Source organism: Kribbella caucasensis (genome assembly GCF_004361855.1).
GTDB lineage: Bacteria > Actinomycetota > Actinomycetes > Propionibacteriales > Kribbellaceae > Kribbella > Kribbella caucasensis.
The window spans coordinates 716,409-736,720 of record NZ_SNWQ01000001.1 but is presented as its reverse complement, the minus strand read 5'-3'; the positions used below and the strand labels follow the sequence as shown (position 1 = coordinate 736,720).

Sequence of the window (20,312 nt, the reverse complement as noted above, 5' to 3'; positions counted from 1 at the left end):
GTGCCCTCCAATCGATTTACAACGTTTGACCTGGATTTCTACAACGATTGACCTCACCTGTAAAGAGCTGACGTGGCACACTCGGCAGACTGGACGGCTGGACGGGAGGAGCGGGGATGGCGACGACCAGGCTGAGCGACGTGGCGGCACGGGCCGGCGTCTCGGTGAAGACCGTCTCGAACGTCATCAACGACTATCCGCACATCACCTCGCGGACCCGGGCCAAGGTCGAGGCGGCGATCACGGCGCTGAATTACAAGCCGAACGTGAGCGCCCGGTCACTGCGCAAGGGCCGGTCCGACTTCATCGCGCTGGCCATCCCGGAGATGGCTTCGCCGTACTTCGCGGAGCTGGGCGCGGCGATCTCCCGGGCGGCGAAGAAGCGCGGGATCACCGTGCTGATCGACCAGACCGAGGGCGAGGCCGGCGGCGAGCAACTGGTCCTGGACGGGATGCGCGGCCAGTTGATCGACGGGATCATCTTCTCGCCGATCACCACGGCACCGGCCAAGATCGACCTGGCCGACACCGCGAAACCCCTGGTCCTGCTGGGCGAACGGCATGCCGGCGGCACCCTGGACCACGTCGCGGTGGACTCGGTGCAGGCGTCCTTCGACGCGACCATGCACCTGATCTCGATCGGCCGCCGGCGGATCGCGGCGATCGGTGTCGGTGGTGGCGCCGGGACCGGAGTCGTTCGGCGCAAGGGGTATCGCAAAGCTCTGAAGGCGGCCGGGCTGGCCCACGATCCAGCGCTGGAGCTGGCCGGCACCGGGTATCACCGCGAGGACGGCGCCGCCTCGATGCGTGAGCTGTTGGCGTTGCCGGAACCACCCGACGCGGTCTTCTGCTTCAACGACCTGCTCGCCCTTGGTGCATTGCGGACGCTGGCCGAGGCGGGCCTGAAGGTGCCGGCCGACGTCGCGGTGGTCGGCTTCGACGACATCGAGGACGGCCGGTTCCACTCGCCGTCCTTGACGACGATCTCGCCGGACAAGGAGTGGCTGGCCGAGAACGCGGTCGGCCTGCTGCTGGAGCGGATCGCGGGGTCCGGTGAAGCCGCCCGACGCGACCTCACCGTCCCCTACACATTGCAGATCCGCGAGTCGACCAGCGGTTAGAAGTTCGCCGCGCAGGTGGTCAGGTCGGCGGTTACGCTCGCGCCGCGGGCGACCGTGACCTGACGCGTTTCGAGCACCTCACCCGATGGACGTTCACAGGTCAGCGTCCACGATTCCGTCCCGCCTTGCTGTACGACGATCGGCCGGGTGGACGGGTTCGCATGCCAGCTGTACGTGCCGCCGGACGGGACCACCATCGTGGTGTCGAGCACGTCCGGGATGTTGGTCCCGTTCCACGTCTTGGTGTTGAACGACTTCTTCAGTCGCAGGACGGCACCGGCTGGTCCGGATCCGGTGATGACCGAGTGCCGGGCCGGGTTGATGGTGTTCTCGGCCGCGATCAGGAACGCCTCGCGGTTGCCCTTGCCCGCCGTACTGCCGGAGCCGAAGTAGTAGTTCGGCACATTCGAGAACGCGGGGTGGAAGCTCGACCCGTGCTCGAAGGTGAACCCGAGCCCACCGGTCGCGTAGTACGACCAGTCCTCGGTGGTGCCGGTGGTGTCGTAGAGCTCGTAGCCGAACTGGCTCTCGTATCCGTTCTGCGCGGCCATCTGGTCGCCGAGTGCCTTGTAGATCGCCTCGTCCGGGGTGTTGCCGGCGCTCGCGTAGCCGGGCTCGCGCAGGACGAGGTTCGAGTAGGTGTGGTTGGTGATCAGCGTGGTGACCTGGTGGGCCGAGACGAGGGCCTGGATGTTGCGCGACTCGGGTTCGCTGAAGGCGCTCGGACCGCGGTACGTCTCCGAGGTCAGGCTGGTCGAGGCGCCGGGGCCACCCCAGAAGCCGGAGTAGTTGCGGTTCAGGTCGACACCGCGGGACTGGTTCGCGGACTGCGCGCACTGGCCGGCGGACGGGAGCTGTCCGTTGGTGATCCGGCAGTTCTTCCGCTTCATCTCGTAGCCGAGGGTGCGGCTCAGGTTGAAGCCGTCCGGGTTCACCACCGGCACGAAGATCACCCGGGCCTTGTCCAGGATGTTCGTGATCCGGGAATCGACGCCGTCGTTCTTCAGCAGGTCGTAGGCGAACTCCATGGTCAGCTCACCGGACGGCCACTCCCGCGCGTGATGCAGGCCGAGCATCAGGAAGACCGGTTTGCCGCTGCTGGTGTTGACGTCGCGGCTCACCTCGATGCCACTGATCGCGCGACCCTCCAGCGAGCTGTTCTTCAGCGTGAACTGCTTGACCTTCGTCGGGTACTGCAACGCCAGGGCGGCCATATTGTTCGTGTAGTCGGCCAACTGCCGGTACGCCGTCCGGCCGCTCGGCAACGTGGCCTTGATGGCCTTGGTGGCGACCGCCTTCGCGTAGGCGGCATCGTCGGCCTCGCGGTCGCGGTCCGCGCCGACCAGGTCGTCCTCCAGCACCGACCAACTGAAGCCGGCCAGTTTCAGGAACCGGCGATCCTGATTGCCATAGGCAATGACATCGACGAAGTTCTTGCCGGACGACTCGGCCTGGTCGAGGTCGAGGGTCTGCAGCCGCTTCTTGTCAGCGGCAGTCGGGGTGTTGATCCGGAGCAGCTGGATCAACTCCGCGTTCTGGTAGGCCTGGGCCTTGGGGTCGGGTGGTGCGGCGGCCTGGACCTGGCTGCCGGCACCGACGGCCAGAACGGCCGCGAGCGCCAGCGGGATCAATTTGTGCCATCGGGCGGGATGGGACACAGTGACCTCCAGTAATTGAGTTGTTGCGATGGGTAACTGGAGCGTAGAGGTCACACCGATCGCGCGGAAGCCGATGCGCCGAGGGCTGGGGAAAACCCTCGTTCAGCGGTGAAGTTCCGCGGGGAGCGCTGGGGTCCGGCCGTCAGCGGTGACCGATCCCGGCGAGTTGCTCGGCCAGGTTGCGGCGGACGGCCGGGAGGTACGAGAGCAGGTGCAGAAGTGCGTTCCGTACCGGGCGGATGATCGTCGGCGCCGTTGCCAGCCGGGTCAGCCGGCCGGCCAGCGCGACCACCCGAAGAGCCTCGGCCCTGCTGTTCGCGGCGTACTCGTCGAGCTGGTCCTCGCGACCTTCCTTCAGGGCTGTGGACAACGCCGCGCCGAGAGTGACGGCGTCCCGGAGGCCGAGGTTCATGCCTTGGCCACCAGCGGGGCTGTGAGTGTGGGCAGAGTCGCCGGCCAGCAGGACCCGCCCGTTGCGGTAGCGGTCGGCAACGCGCTCGTGGATCCGGAACCGCGAACCCCAGATCACCTCGGTCACCCGGACGGTCGTCCGGCGCGGACCACGTGCGTTCAGCAGCTGCTGCGCATAGGCGACGTCGGGGTGCTCGGGCGCCTCGCCTACCTCGGCGACCAGGCGGAAGGATCCATCGGGCAGCGGCGCGACCACGAGGATGCCGGGCGTCGAGAAGTAGAGCAGGACCTGATCCGCCGGCAGACCGTCTTCGACCCGGACATCCGCGAGGCTGAACGACAACTCCAGCGTTTCACCCGTGTCCCCGAGCCCGGCCAGATCGCGGATCCGGCTGTGCATGCCGTCCGCGGCCACGACGTACTTCGCCGCGATCTCGTCGCCGGTGTCGAGGGTGACCACGGCACCGTCGGCGTTCTGGGTCACCCCGGTGGCGGCGTGCGGGCGGTGGACCTGGCCGCCGAGTTCCTCCAGGCGATCGAGCAGCACTTGTTCGGTGACGTTCTGCGGGACCATCAGCGTGTACGGGTACTTCGTCGGCAGCTGGTCGAAGGCGACCGGCATCAGGTCGCGGTCGCCGTCGCGGACCGTGAATCGCTTGGCGTGGATCCCGAGCCCGGCCAGCCGCTCGGCCACACCGATCTGCTCGAGCATCTCCAGTGTCCGCGCGTGCACCACGGCCGCTCGGGAGGTGTTCGCCCCGGCCGCCTGCTTGTCGACGACCGTCACCTCGTGCCCGATCGCGGCCAGCGACACGGCCAGCGCGAGTCCGACCGGACCCGCACCGACCACCAGTACCTCCGTCTGCTCCGGCAACCTGCTCATCGCATCTCCCTGAGATTATGGTCAACAGTTGTTGGCCAACGCTTGTTGACCACGACAGTACGCCGCCGATCCTTGGAGGTCAACAGGTGTTGACCTATGGTGGGGACATGACGGCAACGGACCCCGGGAGCGGGCGGCGGCGGACCGGGGACGAGACCCGGGCGGCGATCCTGACGGCCGCGCGGGAGCGGTTCGCGGCGGACGGGTACGAGCGGGCGACGATCCGGTCGATCGCGGCCGACGCGGGGATCGATCCGGCGATGGTGATGCGGTACTACGGCAACAAGGAGAAGCTGTTCGCCGCGGCGGCCGAGTTCGACCTCCGGCTGCCCGACTTCTCGGCGCTGCCCCGCGACCAGCTCGGCTCGAAGCTGGTCGAACACTTCCTGACCCGCTGGGAGGACGACGACACCCTGATGGCGTTGCTCCGGGCCGGCGTCACCAACGAGGCCGCCGCCGAGCGGCTACGACAGCTCTTCGCCGGCCAACTCGGACCGGCCATCGGCAAACTCACCGGGGGAGGCCCGGACACCGCGATCCGAGCCGGCCTGGTCGCGACCCAGACCCTCGGCCTTGCCCTGTGCCGGTACGTGCTGGCCGTCGGGCCGATCGCTGAGATGCCCCGGGCGACGGTGATCGCCTGGCTCGGCCCGACCGTCCAGCGCTACCTGACCGACCCCGACCCGACCTGACGTCAGGTTCGGGCCTTGTTGCGGCGGCGTTTGGTGTCCTGGAGGAACAGCCAGGCGACGGCCGCACCGGTGACGAAGCCGCCGAGGTGACCCTCCCAGGAGATGTTCGGGATGGTGAACGAGATCACCGCGGTGACGGCCACGTAGGCGAGGATCCAGGTGACGTCCATCCCGCGCGCCCTGCTGATCACCAGCAGTGCGCCGACCAGGCCGAGCACGGCACCGGACGCACCGAGGGTCGCGCCGAGCGGGTTGCTGATCAGCCAGACCGCGACCCCACCACCGAGCGCGGACAGCAGATAGAGGATGACGAACCGGACCCGGCCGAGCATCTGCTCCAGCGGCGGACCGACCTGGTAGAGCATGAACAGGTTCGAGAAGATGTGGAAGATCTGCAGGTGCGTGAACGCCGAGGTGAGCAATCGCCACGGCTCGGTGTCCACCAGCGCGGGGACCAGCACCAGGTCGTTGACGACCCGGCTGCTGCCGGTCCGGACGGCGATGAAGACCAGTACGTTCAGCGCGAGCACGGTCAGGGTGACGATCTGGGTGTTGCCGCGGGCGACTCCGCCGAGCGAGGTCCGGGTGCGCGGGATCGACTTCACCCCCTCGTTGAAGCAGGACGGGCACTGGAAGCCGACCGCGGCGCTGTTCATACAGGCCGGGCAGATCGGGCGGTCGCAACGTTGACAACGGACCCCGGCCGGCCGGTCCGGGTGCCGATAGCAGACGGTCTCGGTCACGCCGTGGTCCTCTCTCCCCAGTCCTCAGTCCTGAGTTGTGCGGTGTGAATCGCGCTCGGCCCGTCGCCCGAGCGTGGTTGCTCGGACGTCCGGGCCGGGACGGGTGCCAGTCCGGCCGCGGGTTCGCGGCCGGCGCCGGCGGTGGGTCAGACGGTCTTGGTCTCGATCACGACGCTGTTGATCACGATCGGGGTGGCCGGACGGTCGCCGCGGTCGGTCTCGGTGGTCGCGATGTCGTCGACGACCTTCTTCGAGTCGTCGTCGGCGACCTCACCGAAGATGGTGTGCTTGCGGTTCAGGTGCGGCGTCGGCACCACGGTGACGAAGAACTGCGAGCCGTTCGTGCCGCGGCCCATCTGGATGCCCGCGTTCGCCATCGCCAGCAGGTACGGGCGGTCGAACTGCAGTTCCGGGTGGATCTCGTCGTCGAAGCTGTACCCCGGCGAGCCGGTGCCGGTGCCGAGCGGGCAGCCGCCCTGGATCATGAAACCGTCGATCACCCGGTGGAAGTTCAGGCCGTCGTAGAACCGGGCGTTGCTCTTCTGTCCGGTCTGCGGGTCGGTCCACTCCTTGCTGCCCTCGGCCAGGCCGACGAAGTTCTGGACCGTCTTCGGCGCGTGGTTGGGGAACAGCCTGATCACGACATCGCCCTTCGTCGTCTTCAGGGTCGCGAACAGTTCTTCGGCCACGGTGGTTCAACTCCTCATCGGGTACGGCTGACGCCATCGATCCTGTCACGCGCGACCAAGTGACCGGGCACCGACCGGCCGAACAACCGGTTAAGCGGATGCCGGCGACCATGCGTAGCGGTTTGTCGGCTGGGTACGTCGTACGATGCAGACGAAGCCGGATTTGTCCAGAGCAGTGGTCCATGTCGCCGATGGGCCGAAGTCAGCCCGCGCCCGCGGGCGACACCGAGGAGGAACCGTGGGTTTGAAGAAGTCCAAGGGCCGGGTCGAGACCGCCAAGGAACAGCTCCGGCCGCTCGCCGAATCGGCAACGCACAAGGTCGGGCCGGCCGTCGGCCAGGTCAAGGACCACCTCGGACCGGCCATGGACACCGCACGGGAGAAGGTGTCGCCCTACGCCGAGAAGGCCGTCGAGCGCGGCGCCACCCTCGCGCACGCCGCGGTGGAGAAGGCCGGCCCGGTCATCGACGACGCGCTGAGCAAGGTCGGCCCGGCCACCGAGCACGCCGCCGAGAAGGCCCGTGAGCGGTTCAACGACGACGTGCTGCCGAAGGTGACCGCCGCGCTGGCGTCGCTGGCCGCGGCTGCCGAGCCGGTGGTCGAGGAGACCAGCCGGCGGGGCAAGGCGACCAAGGCAGCGCTGAAGGGCGAGATCGATGCCCCGAGCAAGAAGAGCCACAAGCTGCGCAAGGTGGTGCTGTTCCTCGGTTTCGGGGCGCTCGCCGCGGCAGCGGTGAAGAAGCTGCTGACCCCGCCGGAGCCGGCCTGGCAGTCCACCCCGACGAGCGGCCGCGACTACAGCTCGGCCCCAGCCGGTACGACGTCGCGCCCGGCCGCTGACAAGCCGGCCGGCACCGCACCGACCGCCGCCGCCAAGCCGGAAGCCAAGGCAGGCGCTCCGGCCGACGCGAAGTCCGACACCAAGTCCGACACCAAGGCAGGCGCTCCGGCCGACGCCAAGGCGGGTGCTTCCGCCGGCGCGAAGGCCGAGCCCGCGTCCCACAACGGCAAGACCGAGGTCACCGAGGAGGCCAAGGCCGACGAGGCGAAGACCTCGTCGAACGGCACCGCCAAGAAGACCACGTCGGCCCGCAAGTCGACCGGCACGAACGCGTCGAAGCCGACCGACTCCTGATCCCAACCGAACCGCAACGGCGAAGGCCGCGAACCCCTCGGGGTCCGCGGCCTTCGTTTGTCATCGACGCGATGCAGGCAGCCGGCGTAGCGGCTTCAACGGGCTACCGCGCCATCGGGCTGCCGGGTTCAGTTCCGCCGGTCCTCGCCCGGGCCGTCCAGCTCGATCACTTCGTGGTCGAGATCGTCGTCGCCATGGCGGTCTGCCGGGGCCCGGGTTGTGCTGATCCGGCCGGCTGACAGGAGCTGGGTCGCATAGCGATGAGTGATGCACGGGTAGGTGCCGCCGCAGTGCTGGCAGACGGCGTCGTTGCGGTGCAGCCACGGCAGCACCCCGAACCGCTTGGTCCGGGTCAGCGGCTCACGGTCCGGCGCGTGCAGTTTGAGGGCTTCCCGGGCAGCGCTCTGGATCTCCGGCGCCGACCATTCCTCGGCGCTCTTGTCCATCAGCGCACTCAGGTCGGGGTGGAGATGTGCACCGGAGGCAGGGGGTTCGGCAGGGGACTTCGTCATCATTCATCTCCGGGCAACTGGTCGGGGCGGCGCCGGACCCGACCGGACTCAAAAGCCCGTTTGAAGCGTGTCAGTCCGATCGCTGACAGCGACATTAGCGGTCGCCGGGGGCGACTCAGGTCGGAGCCCAACCCGTACCGGCCGGTAGTAAGAGCTGTCAGCTCCAGAGGGTTTCGAGAGTGACTCTGGCCTCTAGTTCGAGCAGGTGGCGTTTGCGCGGGATCCCGCCGCCGAAGCCGACCATCTTGCCGCCGGCACCGACCACCCGATGGCACGGAACGACGATGGGCAACGGGTTGCGATTGCAGGCCACGCCGACCGCACGAGCCGCGCCGGCATCACCGACCGCCTTCGCCACGTCGCCGTACGTCTGCATCTCGCCGTACGGGATGCGGCTCAACTGATTCCACACCGCTCGCTCGAACTCCGACCCGCCACGCACCGACAACGGCAACTCGAAGCTGGTCAGCTCACCGGCGAAATAGGCCTTCAACTGGTCCTGGGTCTCGACCAGCACCTCGCTCCGCTCGACGGCCGGCTCGACGTCGACCGGCCCGAACCGGACACAGCACAACCCCACCTCGTCCACAGCCAGGGACAGCTCACCGACGGGCGAATCGATCACGGACCAGCGCATGGACCCATCCTCCGGCACGGCGCCGACACTTTCGGCAGACTCACCTAACGTCCTCGCCCGGCCACACCCGGTTGTGCTATGTCTGATCCGCCCGCCTCACCCGGCGGAACTCGTCCGGTCGCTCATCCCTGGCACCGGGCCCGGCGAACGAGGGGTATGACGTGACCGGTCCTCATGCGGCAGGCCCGCCGGTCCCACCCGAGCCCGAACGACGTCCACAGGCCGGCCCGCTCCCGTCGTACCGGCCGGAGGCTTTGGAACAACAGTTCCCGTTCTACGGACCCGCCTGGTACGACGCCGCGGCGTACCAGCCAGCGCATCAGACGCCGACCCGGCCGCCGCAGCCGCCGTTGGACCGGTGGTTCACCTCGGAGCAGGCGATGGGGCTGGCGGCATCGATCCTGATCTGCGTGGTCACGGTGCTGAGCTGGGCGACCGCCTGGTCGGACTGGCACTCGTACCGGGTCTTCAAGCTGTTCCGCGACGACCAGGACAAGCTCGACCAGGCCGACCTGATCTCGGGATCGCTCGGCATCGTCGCGGCGCTGGCGCTGTTCGCGGCCGCGGCGGTGTTCATCGTCTGGCTGTGGCGGGTCCGGTGGAACGCGGAGATGTTCTGCCGCGGCGAGCACCGGTTCACCCGCGGCTGGGTGCTGGGCAGCTGGATCTGCCCGGTGGTCAACCTCTGGTACCCCAAGCAGGTGGTCGACGACATCGTCGCCGCCAGCGATCCGCGGACGCCCGCTCAGGTCGAGACCCTGCGCGAGGTCCCGGGCACCCGGCTGGTCTGGGCCTGGTGGCTCACCTGGGTGGTCGGCCTGGTGCTCGACAACGTCGCCCAGCGCAGCGTCCTCGACGGTGCGGCCGAGCTCGGCGACCTGCGGCAGAACGCGCTGATGGCAACGGTCTCGGCAGTCAGTACGACGGCCGCCGCGGTGCTCGCCGTGCTGCTCGTCAAGCGGCTGAACGAGTTGCAGATGAGGCGGCCGTGGACGCCGTGGTGGGCAGTCGCGCCGGCCAATCCGCCGTTCCAACCGCCTGCCAGATAGGCATTCGCGGGAAGATAACCGTCACGCAGCGTCCGGTCTCTCGTTACCAGAGGTGATGGGCGTTGGAAAAGAACTCGTTAAGTCGATACCCTCCGTGCTGAACCGGACTGCACACGGGTACCTACTTCGTGGTATCAATGTGGCTCGGTCACGCGGGGGCAGGACACGACCGAAACGCCGAAAAGACGACGGAGTTCCAGCAACGCGAGGGACGCGAACCGTGAGCCACCCGCACCATGCCGTCCTGTCCGCAGTCGAGGACAACGACGAATGGCAGCCGCATGCGGCTGAGGAGTTCCAGCAGGTCGATCGGGTCGGACGTATCGCGATCGGTCTGCTCGCTGCCTCGACGGTCACCCACCTGCTGTCCACCTGGTCGGACTGGAACACCTACGGCGTCGTCAACCAGTACCTCGGCGGTGGCCTCAACGTCGACGACGCGGACCTGAACCGCGCCGACACCATCGCCCGGATCACCTCGATCCCGAACGTCATCATCTCGGTCGCCGCCGCCGTGGTCTTCGTGATCTGGCTCTGGCGGGCCCGGGTGAACTCCGAGGTCCTCTGCCAGGCCGACCACCGGCGCAGCCACGGCTGGGTGCTGGCCAGCTGGTTCTGCCCAGGCCCGAACCTCTGGTACCCGAAGCAGATCGTCGACGACGTCTGGCTCGCCAGCGATCCGAAGACCCCGGTGTACACCGACGACCTGCGCCGATTCAGGACCCCGGCCCTCACCCGGGTCTGGTGGGTCACCTGGGTCGGCGCGCTCGCGTTCGACGTGGTGATCCGCCGCTTCCTGATGTGGATGGACCCGACCGTCGTCACCCTGCGCGGGATCGCGCTGGCCGGTACGGCGTCGCTGGTGCTGACCGCGATCTCGGCGGTCGGCGCGACGCTGGTGATCCGCAAGATCAACGACATGCAGGCCAGCCGTGAGTGGGTCCCGTGGTGGGACCAGCGCGAGCCGAAGCTCATCGCTGTCCCGACCTACGCCGACGACGACACCTCCGAGCAGCCCGCGATCGCGGCCGAGGTTGTTCAGGCTCCGCAGTTGCGGCTGCAGCGCTCGCCGATGGAGCTCGAGCCGGCCACCGCCGGAGCCCCGTACGCACCGGCCGCCCAGGGTGGCTCGTCCTTCGGTACCGCGCCCGCGGGTTCCCCGTTCGGCGCCGCGGGTGCCGGGTTCGGGACTGCCAGCGCCACCGAGTCAGGTTTCGGCGGCTCCGGCTTCGGCGGTCAGGGTGACTCTTCCTTCCCGGCGACCGCCTCGCTGTCCAGTCAGGACGAGGAAGCGCCGAAGTGGAGCCCGTTCGCCTCCGTGGTGGAGACCTGGCAGGACGACAGCGGCCCCGCGACCGAGCAGTTCAGCCCGATCGAGACCTGGCAGGACACACCGGGCCCGGTCGAGGAGGCCACGCCGTCGTACCAGCAGACCGCGGCCGGCCTGGACTCGCCGAACTGGTCGACGGCAAGCTCGTACAACCCGCCCGCCGACGACCTGCTCTCCGCCCCGCTGCCGAGCTGGCAGACCGAGTCGGTCGCACCGCCCTCGCTCTCCCTGATCCAGTCCGACCCGTACTCGTACCAACCGGAGCCGACCGAGTCCTCCCAGTCCTGGGTCGCTTCGTACTCCGAGCCGTACGTCGAGTCCTACGCCGACTCGTCCTCGTACGACACGTCGGCCGACTACCTCACCTCGTCGGCGCCGATCCCCACCCCTGCCTTCACCCCGACCCCCGCCCCCGCCCCCGAGCCGGAGCCCGAGCCCGTTGCGCGCGCAGGTCGCCGGGCCGCTCGGGTGGCGGTCGACAGCCCCTCCACGATCCAGCCGGCCGCCTCGTACTACGAGGAGCCCGCGTCGATCGTCTCCGCCGCGGCCGACGATTACCTGACCCCGTCGAAGCCGCTGCCCACGGTCCCGTCGTACGGTCCGGAGCCGAGCTACTCGCCCGAGCCGACGTACACGCCCGAGCCCACGTACACGCAGCCGACGTACGCCGCGGACCCGGAGCCGACCTACGCGTCGTACGACACCCCGGCGTACGAGCCGTCGTCGCACAACCCGGACTACGGCACGTCGTACACCCAGGGCGCCGGCACCTCGAACACGGCGGACTCGGGCTACTCCTCCGAGTACAGCTCGTCGACCGAGCAGTCGTACGACCCGTACACGTCGTCGTCCTACGACTCGACGTACAGCTCCAGCTCGTACAGCTCGAACTACGGCACCGACAGCTACGACTACAGCCCGAACTACACCCCCGAGTCGTACAGCGGCGAGTACCAGCCCACCCCGGACTACAGCTCCACCGGCTACGGCGAGGAGCCCGCGGCCCCGCAGTACGAGGAGCCCCAGTACCAGCCGGCGCAGCATCAGCCGGCGCAGCATCAGCCGAGGCAGTACCAGCCGTCGCCGTACGCCTACGAGCCGGCCGACCCGCCCCACACCGACCCGCAGGCTGACGCGGAGACGACAGCGCCGCGCACCCACCCCCGTCGGCGTTGGGTCTGATACTGCATGAACTTGGCTTTCTCCACGCTCGGCTGTGCGGGCGATCCGCTCGACAGCGTCCTGGAACTCGCCAACGCGAACGGCATCGCCGGTCTGGAGCTCCGGGCCGCCGATGACGAGTTCACCAATATCGGCCTGACCACGGCCGAGCGCCGCGAGCTCCGGCAGCGGATCGAGGACGCCGGCCTGGAGATCCTCGCGATCAACAGCTACGTCCACCTGTGCGGGGTCGGGGAGCAACCGCTCGACGCGCATCTGGAGCTGGCGAACGACCTGGGTGCTCGCGGGGTCCGAGCCTTCATGGGTGACGACAGCATGCGCGACGACAACGTGCGGGACTACAGCACGCGCGACGACAGCACCGGCGAACCGACGCAAGACTCACCGACCCTGAGCTCACCAACGCCGGGCGAGCTGCGGGCGATGGACCGGGTGGCGACCGCGCCGAAGGACGTGCACGTGTTGATCGAGACGCACGACACGCACTCCTCCGGCCGGAGTGTCGCCGCCTTCTGCACGTGGCTGGACAACGCGGTTCCGGGCCACAACGCGAAGGTGATCTGGGACGCCGCGCACACCTGGCGGACCGGCGAGTCCCCGGCCCAGTCACTCGAACTCCTGCGGCCCTGGCTGGAGTTCGTCCAGATCAAGGACAACGACTCGAACCAGGCATTCAAGCCGGTCGCGATCGGCGCCGGCGACTACCCGATCGCCGATTTGCTGGCCGCGCTGGACGGCACCGATTACTGGCTCTCGCTGGAGTGGGAGCGCAAGTGGCACCCCGAGCTCCCACCCCTCGCCGAGGCGCTGGCCGCAACCCGGCGCTGGATCAGCGGTCAGCCGACCTGATCAGGCCGCCCCTGAGTGGACGCTGAGTGGATGGTACGGCGGGGTGCGAAGTCGTCGTAGTCAACCGGCCGGCCGTCGAGATGCCAGCTCCAGCTGACCGTCGGCGTGATCCGCAGGTAGGCGCCTGCTCCGAACTGCCCGGTCCGCTCGACCACCTCGGCCGTGCCGTAGACCCGCAGGAACCGCGGCGACCAGGGGTTGGTGGAGACCAGGTCGTCGACGACGAACGCGATCTGTTCGTGCCCTCCCCGGACGTTGACCAGTTTGCGGGTGCGCTCGGGATGGTGCCCGCCGCCGATGTAGAAGTACCGCCCGTCGTACTCGAACCCGACCGGGACGACATCGGGCTGGCCGTCCGGGCCAACCGTGGCGATCCGCGCCAGCGGCTGCGACTTCAGGTATGCGAGTTCTTCCTCGGTGAACGACATGCTGTCTCTCCTTTGCTCTCCGAGGTAAGGTACAACGAGCGTTGTAATTAGTACAACGCTCGTTGCACATCGAGGTGGAGGAGTCTGTGGACAAACGGACCGCGGTGCTGACCGGTGCGCGGGCGGTCTTCGCTCGCGACGGGTTCAGCCGGGCAAGCATCGACGTGATCGCGGCCGAGGCGAACGTGTCGAGCCGGACGATCTACAACCACTTCCAGGACAAGGCCGGGCTGTTCTACGCCGTACTGCTGGAAAGCGCCGGGCGGGTCGCCGCCGTCCAGATCGAGATCCTCGACCGCCACCTGGGCAGGATCACCGATCTCGAGGCCGATCTGGTCGCGTTCGGAGTCGCCTGGCGGACGTCGGTGCCGGACTTCGCCGAGCACCAGGCACTCGTCCGCCAGGTCATCGCCGACGCCCAGCACATCCCGCCCGCGGCGATCGAGGCCTGGCAGCAAGCCGGCCCGCTCGCCGTCCGCCGCGCGCTGGCCGATCGCTTTGCCGCCCTCGCCAGCGATGGCCTGCTCACTGTCGACGATCCGCTGCGCGCCGCGTTGCACTACTCGGTCCTGATCTCCGGCGACACGGTGAACCCCTATCCCGCCAAGACCGAGAACCTCGACGAGACAGTCGCCACCGGCGTACACGCCTTCCTGCATGGGTACGGTCGTCCATGAGGTACGGGCTGTTCGGCCGCACCGGTCTGCGCGTATCGGAACTGTTCCTCGGCGCGATGCGATTCGGCTCTGTGGACCAGGCCCGCCCGATCATCGACCGGTACGCCGAGGCGGGCGGCAACGTGATCGACACTGCCGACGCGTACGGCGCCAGCGAGGACCTCGTCGGCGAGGGGCCGTTGAAATCAAAACTAATTGGCTGTGACGTTGCCGGGCCACAATTTCGCTTCGGCGCATGACGCGGTGTACCTGTCGCTCGTCAATCCGGGTGGAGTCCCAACGGGGGACCTGTGCAGGTAAGGACATTCGTGATGACCGGAACACTGACCGCGATCCGGCGGTGGGACCGATGAGTCCGCGCGCGGTGGACAAACGAGCCCGCCCCGGAAACCTCGGGAGCAGCACCACCCCCGAACCACCCGCCGACCTCACCCACCTCGACGAGCTGACCCCAACCGGAGAAGAAGCACCGGCCGACGAGGAAGCACTGGAGAAGGCAGCCACCGACTGATCCACCCGCGCGGCGGCTCGTTCACCCCCGGGCCGCCGCCTGGTTCACGCCTCCTACCGGCTGATCAGCTCCGCAGCAGGAGGCTGGTGTCGCCGAATTCGTGCCAGAGGTAGTGCTGTTCGAGGGCGGCGTTGTAGGCGTGCTGGACGATGTCGGCGCCGACTACGGATTCGAGCAGGAGCAGGTGGGACGCGTCGGGGGCGTGCATGCCGGTCACGAGTCCGTCGACCACGACAGCTGAACGGTCGGGGCCAAGGACGAGATCGGTCCAGCCTTCGGCGGCGACGACTGATCCGTCGGGCAGGGCGGCGGTCTCGATCGCGCGGACGGCCGTGGTTCCGACGGCGATTACGCGTCCACCGTTGGCCTTCACCCAGTTGACGAGTCGTGCGGTGTGCTCCGGGACGGCGTACCGCTCGGGCAGGGGTGGTTCGTGGCTCTCCAGCGAGGAAACGCCGCAGTGCAACAGGATCGGCGCGATCAGCACACCGGCCGCCGCGAGGTGACTCACCAACTCGAAGCTGAATGGTCTGCCCGCACTCGGCATCTCCGCCGAGCCGGGTTGGTTAGCGAAGACAGTCTGGTAGAACGCGAGCGGCCACTCCCGGCTCACGTACTTGTACGAGATCGGCCGACCGTGGCGACGTAGGTACTCGACCACATCGGGCACAGGCGGTTGCGCGATCCACAGCCGCGTCAGTCCAAGCTGGTACGGCGACAGCAACGTCAGCACGCCTTCGGGTAACTCCACCTGGTCGCCGTCGGCCGCACCGAGCATCGGCGTACCACCACTACGCAGTTCGACCACCCAGGTGCCGTCGTCCAGCTCAGTGGAGAAATGCACAACCACAGGCGCGACGCCCGAGCCGGTGATCCACGAGCCGTCGACGGCCGCGGCCAGGGTGGCCGACGTGTTGACCAGCAACAGATCGCCCGGCCGCAGGTGTTCGCCGATCCGGTCGAACCTGGTGTGGGTGATGGCCGACCCCGCCGCGACCAGCAGCTTCACCTGATCCCGGACCAGCCCGCGAGCCTCCGGCGGCTGGGCCGCGTTCAGTTCGTCGGGCAAGGTGAACCGGGTCTGTGGATGCACCCTCACGAGGCCACCGCCGGGGCGAACTCGGCCGCCCGGTACCGCCCACTCGCCGGCCGGCTGTCCAGCAACCGCAGGAACGCCGGTACTACGGACGCCGGCTCGGGCCGATCCGAGATGTCCTCACCCGGGAACGCCGCCTGGTGCATCGCGGTCCGCAGGTCGCCCGGATCGACGGCGTACACGGCCAACTCGGGATGTTCCGCGGCCAGTACTGCGCTGGCGTGGTCGAGCGCCGCCTTGGCGGAACCGTAACCACCCCAGCCTTCGTAGGCCTCGACGGCGGCGTCCGAGCTGATGTTGAGCACGATCCCGGCGGTAGCGACGAGATCCGGGACGAAGGTCTGGGTCAGCGCGATCGGCGCGATCACGTCGACCTCGTACACGCGCCGGAGCTCGGCCAGGTCGGCCGCGGCGAGTCGCTGCAACGGGCTGGGGCCGAGGTAGCTCGCGTTGTTGACGAGCAGATCGAGGCGGCCGAGTTCACCGACGGCGTCGGCCAGGTCGGCCCGGTGGTCGGGATCGGTGACGTCACCCGCGAGCGGAACCACGTCGGTCTTGGCGGCCAGCACGTCGGCCGCGTTCTTCAGGGCGTCCGCGCCGCGGGCGTCGATGATCAGGGCCCAGGCACGATCGGCCAGGCCGTGCGCCAGGGCCAGACCGAGGCCGGCCGAGGCACCGGTGACGAGAGCGACGGGACGAGTCAGCGAAGGAGTCATGTCCGCCACTCTCATACCTCAAGTGAACTTGAGGTCAAGAGCACCCACGGCGTCAGGGCAGGAGGATGCCAGGGTTGAGAATGCCGTTCGGGTCGAGCACTCGCTTGACGGCTTGTAGGGACTCGATCGCCAGCGGCCCGACCTCAGTCGCATAAGCATCGCGATGGTCGGTGCCGACGCCGTGGTGATGGGTGATCGTCCCGCCGGCCCGCGCGATCGCCTCGCTGGCGGTCGACTTCGCCTTGCGCCATTGGCCAACCGGCTCGTCGGTCTGGGCGGACACGACGGTGAAGTAGAGCGAGGCCCCGGTCTCATACACATGCGAGACGTGGCACAGCACGAGCGGCGGCGTACCTTGCTCCGAGAGTGAGCCCACCAGTGCCTCGGTGACAGCCGTCTTGAGCTCAGGCAGTTTCGACCAGAAACCCGCCGTTTCCAGCGTCTCGACCAGAGCACCCTCATTGAGCAGTGGATCGCGGAGGTAGGGGGCCCGGTATCGACCCTGCCGCCAGGTCTCACCCGGCCCTTCGCCTAACGACTGCCCACCGGCCGCTGAGAGCACCGCGGCCGTCTTCGGATTGGCTGGTCCGTCGAAGCCGACAATCGCCAGCACTCCGCCCGCGCCTGCCCCGCCGAGGACGTCCGGATCGGCCAGGTTCACAGCGGTCTCGGCCTCGTCCGACAACCGCAGTACGGTCGGCAACGGACCGTCCTGGGCGAGCCGGCGGATGGCGGCCAGGCCCTGGTCGAACGTGTCGAACCGCCAGCCCTCGAAGGACCGCTCGGCCGGCCGCGGCCGGATCCGGACGACCACCGACGTGATGATGCCCAGGGCACCTTCCGACCCGAGGAACAGTTGGCGCAGATCGGGCCCGGCCGCGGACATCGGCGCCCGGCCGACTTCGATCGTGCCGCGCGGGGTGGCCACGGTCAGGCCGACCACCATCTCGTCGAACCGGCCGTATCCCGCCGACGACTGACCACTCGAACGTGTTGCCGCGTAGCCGCCGATGCTGGCGCCCTCGTACGACTGCGGGAAATGGCCGAGGGTGTAGCCGTTCTTGGCTAGCAGCGCCTCGGCCGCCGTACCGCGAACGCCCGCCTGGAGTCGCACCGTACGGGAGATCTCGTCGAGCTCGGTCAACTGGTCGAGCCTTCGCAGGTCGATCGCGACGAACCTCCTGCTCGGCGCGAGCCCACCGACGACCGACGTGCCCCCGGCGTACGGGACCACGGCGATGCCGTGCTCGTCGCAGGCGGTCAGCAACTCTTGTACGTCGTCGTGGGAGCCCGGGTAGACGACGGCGTCGGGCATGTCCGACGTGTCGCCGGCTCGGTGTCGAAGGAGATCGGGGGTTGAGTAGCCGCGGGTGTGCGCCCAGCGGGTCGCGAGGTCGGTCTTCACGTGCTCGGGACCAAGCAGGTCGGTCAGGAGTTGCTCGACGTCCGCGCCCGGACCGGGTCGCTCGACAGGATCCACGGCTGCGGCGGCGGGGCGTCGTACGCCGAGGTGCTTGAGGGCTTCGGCAGCGGCGGCCGGGAGCTCGACGGTGTGCGCGGGGTCGCCCCAGCGGCCGGGCGTGAGTTGCACCACCGGCAGGTCGGACTCGGTCATCGAAAGCTCCTCTTTGGCGGGCTTCGGAGGTAGCGTCTCGCGGGAGTGGAACCCCCTGGCTTCCACTCCCGCGAGCCGTTTCGGGACGCCGGTGTCGCTGATACACTCTGACGTGTGATGTCTCAGCGTAGCAGCGAAGCGGATCCGTTGGCGACCGATGCCGCGGCAACCGATCCGGGCACGGCCGGTGCCGAGAGCGGTCCGGAGACCGGTGGCTCGGTCCGGCCCGCGCCGGCGAACGCGATCGGCGAGGAGCGGATCCTGGACGCGGCGTACGAGCTGCTGCTGGCGATCGGGATGCGCCGGATGACGATGGCCGATATCGCCCGGCATGCCGAGGTCTCCCGCGCGACCCTCTACCGCCGCTGGCCGAACGTGCAGGCCGTGGTCGCCGCGCTGATGACGCGGGAGTGGACCACCGCGCTGATGTCCGCGTTCCAGCCGGACGCCGCCGACGGCAGGTCCCGGCTGGTCGAGGGTGTGGTCGAGGTGGTCGCGCGGACCCGGGTGCACCCGCTGATGCGCAAGATCATCGAGCTCGACCCCGAGTTCCTGACGCCGTACCTGCTGGAGCGGCGGGGGAGCAGCACGGTCGCCCACCTCGCCCTGGTCGAGGAGGGGATCAAGGCCGGTCAGGCGGACGGTTCGATCCGGGCCGGCGATCCGGTCTGGCTGGCCCGGCAGATCATCCTGATCTCGCTCGCCTCCGCCGTGTCGGGTCCGGTGATGGCGTCGCTCGAGGAGTATCCGCGGCTGGACGAGGAGCTGCGTTCGATGCTGACCAGGTACCTGACGCCATGATCGCGGTGGGCAACGCCAGCCTGAACGCGGCCCGCCGGACCCGTGAGCTGGACTGGCTGGACACGACCGGCGAGGTCGACGTGCTGGTGATCGGCGGTGGCGTCACCGGCGTCGGCGTCGCGCTGGACGCGGCCGCGCGCGGGCTCACCGTTGCCCTCGTGGAGAAACATGATCTGGCCTTCGGCACCAGCCGGTGGAGCTCGAAACTGGTGCACGGCGGCCTGCGGTACTTGGCATCCGGGCATGTCGGGATCGCGTACGAGAGCGCCGTCGAGCGCGGCATCCTGATGAAGACGACGGCACCGCACCTGGTCCGCCCGGTCCCGCAGATCGCGCCTTGGTTGCCGCAGGCAACGTTCGTGCAGGCGGCGTTGCTGCGCTCGGCCTTCTTGGGCGGCGACGTGCTGCGGACCTTCGCGCACACCTCGGACGACTACCTGCCGCACTCGCGCCGGATCAGCTCGGCCGAGATCCTCCGCTATGCGCCGACGCTGCGACCGTCCGGCCTGCGGGGCGGCTTCCTGACCTGGGACGGGCAGTTGTACGACGATGCGCGGCTGGTCGTCGCGATCGCGCGCACGGCCGCGTCGTACGGCGCTCGGGTGCTGACGTACTGCGCGGCCGAGCAGGTGACCGGTTCGGGTGCGGTCGTGGTCGACCAGTTCTCCGGCCGGCGGATCGACGTGGCGGCGCGGATGGTGATCAACGCGACCGGGATCTGGGCCGACCAGGTTGCCTCGGGCATCAAGTTGCGGCCGAGCCGGGGGACGCATCTGGTGTTGCCGCAGTCGGCCTTCGGCGGCCTGTCGGCGGTGCTCACGGTGCCGGTGCCGGGGGAGTTGCGCCGGGTGGTGATGGCGATTCCGGCGCCGGAGGGCCGGGTGTACGTCGGGCTGACGGACGAGGACGCGCCCGGGCCGGTGAGCGACGTACCGGAGGCGACCGATGCCGAGATCGACTTCCTGCTGGCGACCATCAACACGGCGGTGCGTACTCCGCTGACCCGTGCGGATCTGCTCGGGACGTATGCGGGGCTGCGGCCATTGCTCGATACCGGGCACCAGCCGGGTGAGCACAAGACGGCCGACATCTCTCGGCGGCATGCGGTGCTGACCAGTGCGGACGGGATCGTGACGATCGTGGGCGGCAAGCTGACGACGTACCGGCGGATGGCGCAGGACGCGCTCGACACGGCGCTCGGTCAGTCGTCGGTCGAGGTACGGCGGCCGTGTCTGACCCATCGGATCCCGCTGGTCGGGGCGGCGGATCGGGTCAGACTGGCGGCTGTTCGTGCTCCTGGCCGCTTCGTCGAGCGGTATGGGATGGAGGCGCCCGAGGTGATCGCCGGGGATCCGTCGCTGCTGGTGCCGATCGCACCTGGGCTGGCCACGACGCAGGCGGAGCTGCGGTTCGCGGTGCGGCACGAGGGTGCGATGACCGAGGACGACGTACTGGATCGCCGGACCCGGATCGGGCTGTCGGCGGCCGATCGCGCGGTTGCGCTCCCGGCGGCGCAGGCGGCCTTCGCCTCGGTCTGAGCCCGGCTGCAGGTTTTTGGCACTGTGGATAACCGGTTG

21 protein-coding genes are annotated in these 20,312 nt (G+C 68.9%); 11 read left to right on the top strand and 10 right to left on the bottom strand.

Annotated features, from left to right (window positions below):
• The first annotated feature begins 116 nt into the window (after nt 1–116).
• Nucleotides 117–1,121, top strand: coding sequence for a LacI family DNA-binding transcriptional regulator (locus tag EV643_RS03555; protein WP_133798453.1), 1,005 nt, complete (start codon nt 117–119; stop codon nt 1,119–1,121).
• Here the strand turns inward: EV643_RS03555 and EV643_RS03550 are convergent.
• Nucleotides 1,118–2,779: a M14 family metallopeptidase gene (locus EV643_RS03550; RefSeq protein WP_133798452.1), complete on the bottom strand. Its 1,662-nt coding sequence runs from the start codon at nt 2,777–2,779 to the stop codon at nt 1,118–1,120. The genes EV643_RS03555 and EV643_RS03550 overlap by 4 nt on opposite strands.
• 142 nt (nt 2,780–2,921) lie before the next feature.
• Entirely contained in the window at nt 2,922–4,073 is a 1,152-nt protein-coding gene (locus EV643_RS03545; protein WP_133798451.1) for an FAD-dependent oxidoreductase, read from the bottom strand.
• Between the two features lie 107 nt (nt 4,074–4,180).
• On the opposite strand from EV643_RS03545, the gene EV643_RS03540 reads away from it, so the two are divergent.
• Nucleotides 4,181–4,765, top strand: a complete 585-nt coding sequence (locus EV643_RS03540) for a TetR/AcrR family transcriptional regulator (protein WP_133798450.1) — start codon at nt 4,181–4,183, stop codon at nt 4,763–4,765.
• 2 nt (nt 4,766–4,767) lie between these two features.
• Here EV643_RS03540 and EV643_RS03535 read toward each other — a convergent pair whose 3' ends face one another.
• Both EV643_RS03535 and EV643_RS03530 read right to left on the bottom strand, forming a co-directional pair.
• Entirely contained in the window at nt 4,768–5,508 is a 741-nt protein-coding gene (locus EV643_RS03535; protein ID WP_133798449.1) for a rhomboid family intramembrane serine protease, read from the bottom strand.
• Nucleotides 5,509–5,654: 146 nt separating this feature from the next.
• Nucleotides 5,655–6,197, bottom strand: coding sequence for a peptidylprolyl isomerase (locus tag EV643_RS03530; protein WP_133798448.1), 543 nt, complete (start codon nt 6,195–6,197; stop codon nt 5,655–5,657).
• 238 nt (nt 6,198–6,435) lie between these two features.
• Here EV643_RS03530 and EV643_RS03525 point away from each other — a divergent pair, with 238 nt between their 5' ends.
• Nucleotides 6,436–7,332: a hypothetical protein gene (locus EV643_RS03525; RefSeq protein ID WP_133798447.1), complete on the top strand. Its 897-nt coding sequence runs from the start codon at nt 6,436–6,438 to the stop codon at nt 7,330–7,332.
• Between the two features lie 128 nt (nt 7,333–7,460).
• Here the strand turns inward: EV643_RS03525 and EV643_RS03520 are convergent, their stop codons facing one another.
• Nucleotides 7,461–7,844, bottom strand: a complete 384-nt coding sequence (locus EV643_RS03520) for a hypothetical protein (protein ID WP_238165329.1) — start codon at nt 7,842–7,844, stop codon at nt 7,461–7,463.
• A gap of 157 nt (nt 7,845–8,001) precedes the next feature.
• Nucleotides 8,002–8,481: a methylated-DNA--[protein]-cysteine S-methyltransferase gene (locus EV643_RS03515; protein WP_133798446.1), complete on the bottom strand. Its 480-nt coding sequence runs from the start codon at nt 8,479–8,481 to the stop codon at nt 8,002–8,004.
• A 161-nt stretch (nt 8,482–8,642) separates the two neighbouring features.
• On the opposite strand from EV643_RS03515, the gene EV643_RS03510 reads away from it, so the two are divergent.
• From EV643_RS03510 to EV643_RS03500, 3 genes are all read left to right on the top strand, one after another.
• Nucleotides 8,643–9,530 (top strand): DUF4328 domain-containing protein, encoded by an 888-nt coding sequence (locus tag EV643_RS03510; RefSeq protein ID WP_133798445.1) that lies wholly within the window; start codon nt 8,643–8,645, stop codon nt 9,528–9,530.
• Between the two features lie 220 nt (nt 9,531–9,750).
• Nucleotides 9,751–12,042: a DUF4328 domain-containing protein gene (locus tag EV643_RS03505; protein WP_133798444.1), complete on the top strand. Its 2,292-nt coding sequence runs from the start codon at nt 9,751–9,753 to the stop codon at nt 12,040–12,042.
• A 6-nt stretch (nt 12,043–12,048) separates the two neighbouring features.
• On the top strand, nt 12,049–12,891 hold the full coding sequence (locus tag EV643_RS03500; RefSeq protein ID WP_133798443.1) for a sugar phosphate isomerase/epimerase family protein: 843 nt from the start codon (nt 12,049–12,051) through the stop codon (nt 12,889–12,891).
• On the opposite strand, the gene EV643_RS03495 is transcribed toward EV643_RS03500, so the two are convergent.
• Nucleotides 12,879–13,319, bottom strand: a complete 441-nt coding sequence (locus tag EV643_RS03495; protein ID WP_133798442.1) for a PPOX class F420-dependent oxidoreductase — start codon at nt 13,317–13,319, stop codon at nt 12,879–12,881. The two genes, EV643_RS03500 and EV643_RS03495, sit on opposite strands and share 13 nt — an antisense overlap.
• A gap of 86 nt (nt 13,320–13,405) precedes the next feature.
• On the opposite strand from EV643_RS03495, the gene EV643_RS03490 reads away from it, so the two are divergent.
• The 3 genes from EV643_RS03490 (at nt 13,406) to EV643_RS43995 (ending at nt 14,507) form a co-directional block, all read left to right on the top strand.
• The gene (locus EV643_RS03490; protein WP_133798441.1) at nt 13,406–13,996 is read left to right on the top strand and encodes a TetR/AcrR family transcriptional regulator; all 591 of its coding nucleotides are present in this window, start codon (nt 13,406–13,408) and stop codon (nt 13,994–13,996) included.
• Nucleotides 13,993–14,235: an aldo/keto reductase gene (locus EV643_RS45375; protein WP_238165328.1), complete on the top strand. Its 243-nt coding sequence runs from the start codon at nt 13,993–13,995 to the stop codon at nt 14,233–14,235. Before EV643_RS03490 ends, EV643_RS45375 begins: the two co-directional genes overlap by 4 nt.
• 110 nt (nt 14,236–14,345) lie before the next feature.
• Entirely contained in the window at nt 14,346–14,507 is a 162-nt protein-coding gene (locus EV643_RS43995; RefSeq protein WP_166665297.1) for a hypothetical protein, read from the top strand.
• A gap of 64 nt (nt 14,508–14,571) precedes the next feature.
• On the opposite strand, the gene EV643_RS03480 is transcribed toward EV643_RS43995, so the two are convergent.
• The 3 genes from EV643_RS03480 to EV643_RS03470 are packed head-to-tail and all read right to left on the bottom strand — an operon-like array spanning nt 14,572 to nt 17,934.
• Complete coding sequence (locus EV643_RS03480) at nt 14,572–15,606, bottom strand: S-adenosylmethionine:tRNA ribosyltransferase-isomerase (protein ID WP_133798440.1); 1,035 nt, start codon at nt 15,604–15,606, stop codon at nt 14,572–14,574.
• Nucleotides 15,603–16,319 (bottom strand): SDR family NAD(P)-dependent oxidoreductase, encoded by a 717-nt coding sequence (locus EV643_RS03475; protein ID WP_133798439.1) that lies wholly within the window; start codon nt 16,317–16,319, stop codon nt 15,603–15,605. The genes EV643_RS03480 and EV643_RS03475 overlap by 4 nt, the downstream gene beginning before the upstream one ends.
• Nucleotides 16,320–16,371: 52 nt before the next feature.
• The gene (locus EV643_RS03470; RefSeq protein WP_133798438.1) at nt 16,372–17,934 is read right to left on the bottom strand and encodes an FAD-binding oxidoreductase; all 1,563 of its coding nucleotides are present in this window, start codon (nt 17,932–17,934) and stop codon (nt 16,372–16,374) included.
• A gap of 117 nt (nt 17,935–18,051) precedes the next feature.
• Here EV643_RS03470 and EV643_RS03465 point away from each other — a divergent pair, with 117 nt between their 5' ends.
• A complete protein-coding gene (locus tag EV643_RS03465; protein WP_133798437.1) occupies nt 18,052–18,735 on the top strand; it encodes a TetR/AcrR family transcriptional regulator in 684 nt (227 codons plus the stop codon).
• Complete coding sequence (locus EV643_RS03460; protein WP_133798436.1) at nt 18,732–20,273, top strand: glycerol-3-phosphate dehydrogenase/oxidase; 1,542 nt, start codon at nt 18,732–18,734, stop codon at nt 20,271–20,273. Before EV643_RS03465 ends, EV643_RS03460 begins: the two co-directional genes overlap by 4 nt.
• Nucleotides 20,274–20,312 lie beyond the last annotated feature (39 nt).

What these genes read in the sequence shown, in the direction of transcription:
- EV643_RS03555 (WP_133798453.1), top strand. Translation starts at nt 117, where the DNA reads ATGGCGACGACCAGGCTGAGCGACGTGGCGGCACGGGCCGGCGTCTCG.
- EV643_RS03545 (WP_133798451.1), bottom strand. Translation starts at nt 4,073, where the DNA reads ATGAGCAGGTTGCCGGAGCAGACGGAGGTACTGGTGGTCGGTGCGGGT.
- EV643_RS03540 (WP_133798450.1), top strand. Translation starts at nt 4,181, where the DNA reads ATGACGGCAACGGACCCCGGGAGCGGGCGGCGGCGGACCGGGGACGAG.
- EV643_RS03520 (WP_238165329.1), bottom strand. Translation starts at nt 7,844, where the DNA reads ATGACGAAGTCCCCTGCCGAACCCCCTGCCTCCGGTGCACATCTCCAC.
- EV643_RS03515 (WP_133798446.1), bottom strand. Translation starts at nt 8,481, where the DNA reads ATGCGCTGGTCCGTGATCGATTCGCCCGTCGGTGAGCTGTCCCTGGCT.
- EV643_RS03500 (WP_133798443.1), top strand. Translation starts at nt 12,049, where the DNA reads ATGAACTTGGCTTTCTCCACGCTCGGCTGTGCGGGCGATCCGCTCGAC.
- EV643_RS03495 (WP_133798442.1), bottom strand. Translation starts at nt 13,319, where the DNA reads ATGTCGTTCACCGAGGAAGAACTCGCATACCTGAAGTCGCAGCCGCTG.
- EV643_RS45375 (WP_238165328.1), top strand. Translation starts at nt 13,993, where the DNA reads ATGAGGTACGGGCTGTTCGGCCGCACCGGTCTGCGCGTATCGGAACTG.
- EV643_RS43995 (WP_166665297.1), top strand. Translation starts at nt 14,346, where the DNA reads ATGAGTCCGCGCGCGGTGGACAAACGAGCCCGCCCCGGAAACCTCGGG.
- EV643_RS03475 (WP_133798439.1), bottom strand. Translation starts at nt 16,319, where the DNA reads ATGACTCCTTCGCTGACTCGTCCCGTCGCTCTCGTCACCGGTGCCTCG.
- EV643_RS03470 (WP_133798438.1), bottom strand. Translation starts at nt 17,934, where the DNA reads ATGACCGAGTCCGACCTGCCGGTGGTGCAACTCACGCCCGGCCGCTGG.
- EV643_RS03465 (WP_133798437.1), top strand. Translation starts at nt 18,052, where the DNA reads ATGTCTCAGCGTAGCAGCGAAGCGGATCCGTTGGCGACCGATGCCGCG.
- EV643_RS03460 (WP_133798436.1), top strand. Translation starts at nt 18,732, where the DNA reads ATGATCGCGGTGGGCAACGCCAGCCTGAACGCGGCCCGCCGGACCCGT.